Annotated in this window: 3 protein-coding genes and 1 pseudogene; 3 read left to right on the forward strand and 1 reads right to left on the reverse strand. The window is 45.2% G+C overall.

Annotated elements, in window-relative coordinates:
* The first annotated feature begins 143 nt into the window (after positions 1-143).
* Positions 144-755: a molecular chaperone gene (locus KIV40_RS19425; protein ID WP_134977637.1), complete on the forward strand. Its 612-nt coding sequence runs from the start codon at positions 144-146 to the stop codon at positions 753-755.
* Positions 742-1,239 carry a 4Fe-4S binding protein gene (locus tag KIV40_RS19430; protein ID WP_012128138.1) on the forward strand — a complete coding sequence of 166 codons (498 nt, stop codon included), beginning with the start codon at positions 742-744 and terminating at the stop codon, positions 1,237-1,239. The genes KIV40_RS19425 and KIV40_RS19430 overlap by 14 nt, the downstream gene beginning before the upstream one ends.
* A 45-nt stretch (positions 1,240-1,284) precedes the next feature.
* Here KIV40_RS19430 and KIV40_RS19435 read toward each other — a convergent pair whose 3' ends face one another.
* The gene (locus tag KIV40_RS19435) at positions 1,285-1,869 is read right to left on the reverse strand and encodes an FMN-dependent NADH-azoreductase (RefSeq protein ID WP_285350839.1); all 585 of its coding nucleotides are present in this window, start codon (positions 1,867-1,869) and stop codon (positions 1,285-1,287) included.
* A gap of 174 nt (positions 1,870-2,043) precedes the next feature.
* On the opposite strand from KIV40_RS19435, the pseudogene KIV40_RS19440 reads away from it, so the two are divergent.
* Positions 2,044-2,500, forward strand: a pseudogene (locus KIV40_RS19440) (ATP-dependent RNA helicase HrpA); the annotation flags it as partial.

The following is a 2,500-nucleotide window of genomic DNA, read 5'->3' on the forward strand; positions in this document are numbered from 1 at the left end:
CAACACGCCCTAATAACCGTTATTTGTGCTGATAACCATTATTTGTACTGATAACAATTAATAGAGTGGGGCGAGTGTTCGTCCCATCTCTTTTCCGTTTTACTTAATCGAAGAATAAAAACACCAGTCATCAAAGGTACTTCATGCAAATTTCTCAACTTGAACCACAAGATACCAGCATCGTTCTTAAGCTGTTTGGTGCACTGTTTTACTACCAACCAAAAGATTACCCAGCGGCAAATCTCGATACGTTGTTGAGCAATACTGATACGCCAATCGAAGCGCTTAATGACATGCTGCGCAGCTTTCAAAGCGAGAGTGAAGAGGCATTGCAAATGGAGCACGATCGTATGTTTGCCGGTATTGGTGAGATGCCAGCGCCACCTTGGGGTTCGGCTTATCTAGATAAAGAAGCAGTGTTGTTTGGCGAATCAACCATTGAATATCGTTACTTCTTGCAGCGTTGTGGTTTTGCTTTGGAATCTGACCAACGTGAGCCAGAAGACCAGATCGGCTTGATGCTGATGGTGTTAGGCATGTTGATTGAAACTGATCAACAAAAACTGGCGGCTGAAATGTTGCGCGAGCACTTGATGACATGGTTTGGCTTTTTCAACAAGCGCTTCAAAAAAGCGGTGACTCTTGCGCCTTACTCAAAATTGTCGAGCCTTACTGAAGAATTACTTCAATCCTTGAGTGAGCAATACCAAGTCGTTGTGCCAGCAAAGAGGGATTACTCGGATGCACCAGTCTGAATCGGTTGATCTAAGCAAGCGACGTCTGTTTTCGTTTCGTCGTGCGCCAGTAGAGCAAGCTCAAGAGCCTCGTGTTAAAGCCAGACCGCCGTATGCGTTGGAAGAGTCGATGTTCACAAGGCTATGTGATGGATGCGGAAAGTGCGCTTCTGCATGTCCAAGCCAAATCATAGAAATGGTTGATGGCGTAGCCGCGTTAGACATCAGTTACTCGGCGTGTGATTTATGCGGCGCGTGTAAGTCGGCGTGTCCTACATTGGCTCTTTCAAACCAAATAGAGTCTACAGGCTTGATAGCAACTATCTCGAACAGTTGCGAAAACTTATACGGTTATTGCGGTAGTTGCGAGGACAGTTGCCCTTATGATGCCTTGCAATGGCAAGATGATGCCAAACCTAAAATTGACGCCGCCAAATGCAAAGGTTGCGGACAATGCGCACAAAGCTGCTACAACAGCATGATCAATTTTGACTTAAAACGATAAAAAAGGGATTGGCGCGAACCAATCCCTTTTTGTTTGTATTCAATCTTACGCCAAGGTTGCCAATTGGCCTTGCGCGTCTGAAATGCCTTTCGCTGCTGCGTCTTCGCCCATGTTAAGCGCTTCTGCGTAAACAAACTCCACATCCGTGATACCAACAAAGCCCAATACTGTGCGTAGGTATAGTGTCATGCTGTCGGTTGGTGAGTCTTTATGAAGACCGCCGCGGGTGGTGACTACGATTGCTTTCTTACCTTCAATCAGACCTTGAACGCCGTTTTCTGTGTATTTGAATGTCACGCCTGCACGAGCAATCAAATCAATCCAGTTTTTCAGCTGAGTTGGAATCGTGAAGTTGTACATTGGTGCTGCGATAACCAAAGTATCTGCTGCTTTGATTTCTTCAATTAGGGTATCAGATAGGTCAACCACCGCTTGTTGCTCTTGTGAAAGATCTTCTGTTGCACGTAGTGCTGTGGCAGCTGAAAAGTCTAGAACTGGCAGTGGATTTGCAGCTAAGTCACGAACAGTTAGCTTATCTTGGTCTACATTTTTGATGAAGTCTTCAACCAGTTTGTTTGATTGAGAGTAATCGCCAAGGATGCTTGATTTAAGAGCTAGTACACGAGACATATGGATTTCCTTTAATAAGTGCTTTCGGCTATGTGATGCATTATAGGCAATGCTCATCGACTCAAAATCCTATGGACTTGCTTGAGTTGTTCGAAAAAATTGAATGATTGCTGGATACTGCTTTCCATTATCTTGTTCTAGCCCTTATGTGCTACAATCCGCGCAGTTTTTGTAATGAAAAGAATAGGAAACGCTTTGACTTCGTCACAGCCCCCAAAAAAGAATCCCGCTGAAGAGCAAGCGACACCGTCAAATGGTGCGCAAAATGCCAAAGCGAAGAAGGCTAATGCATCTCAAGCACAAGCTTCTCAGAATGCTACGCCTCAGGCTCAAGTAAATAACGCGGCGTCACTACGCAAGGCACTTAACCAGTGCATGATGCGTGACCGCTTCCGCTTGAGTAAACGAATCTCTGGTGCAAGTAAAATCAAAAAAGACGCAGCACGTAACGCTGTGTTTGATGAAATCGCATTAGACATCGCCAAATCCATGATGGTTGTGGAGCAACGCAGTAGCTACAAACCAACGATTGAATACCCTGAAATCCTGCCAGTCAGCCAAAAACGCGACGACATTGCGAAAGCGATCGAAGAAAACCAAGTGGTAATCGTTGCGGGTGAGACAGGTTCAG

Source organism: Vibrio sp. D173a (assembly GCF_030248475.1).

Excerpts from the sequence above, each read along its gene's own strand:
- KIV40_RS19425 (WP_134977637.1), top strand. The coding sequence starts at position 144 with ATGCAAATTTCTCAACTTGAACCACAAGATACCAGCATCGTTCTTAAG.
- KIV40_RS19430 (WP_012128138.1), top strand. The coding sequence starts at position 742 with ATGCACCAGTCTGAATCGGTTGATCTAAGCAAGCGACGTCTGTTTTCG.
- KIV40_RS19435 (WP_285350839.1), bottom strand. The coding sequence starts at position 1,869 with ATGTCTCGTGTACTAGCTCTTAAATCAAGCATCCTTGGCGATTACTCT.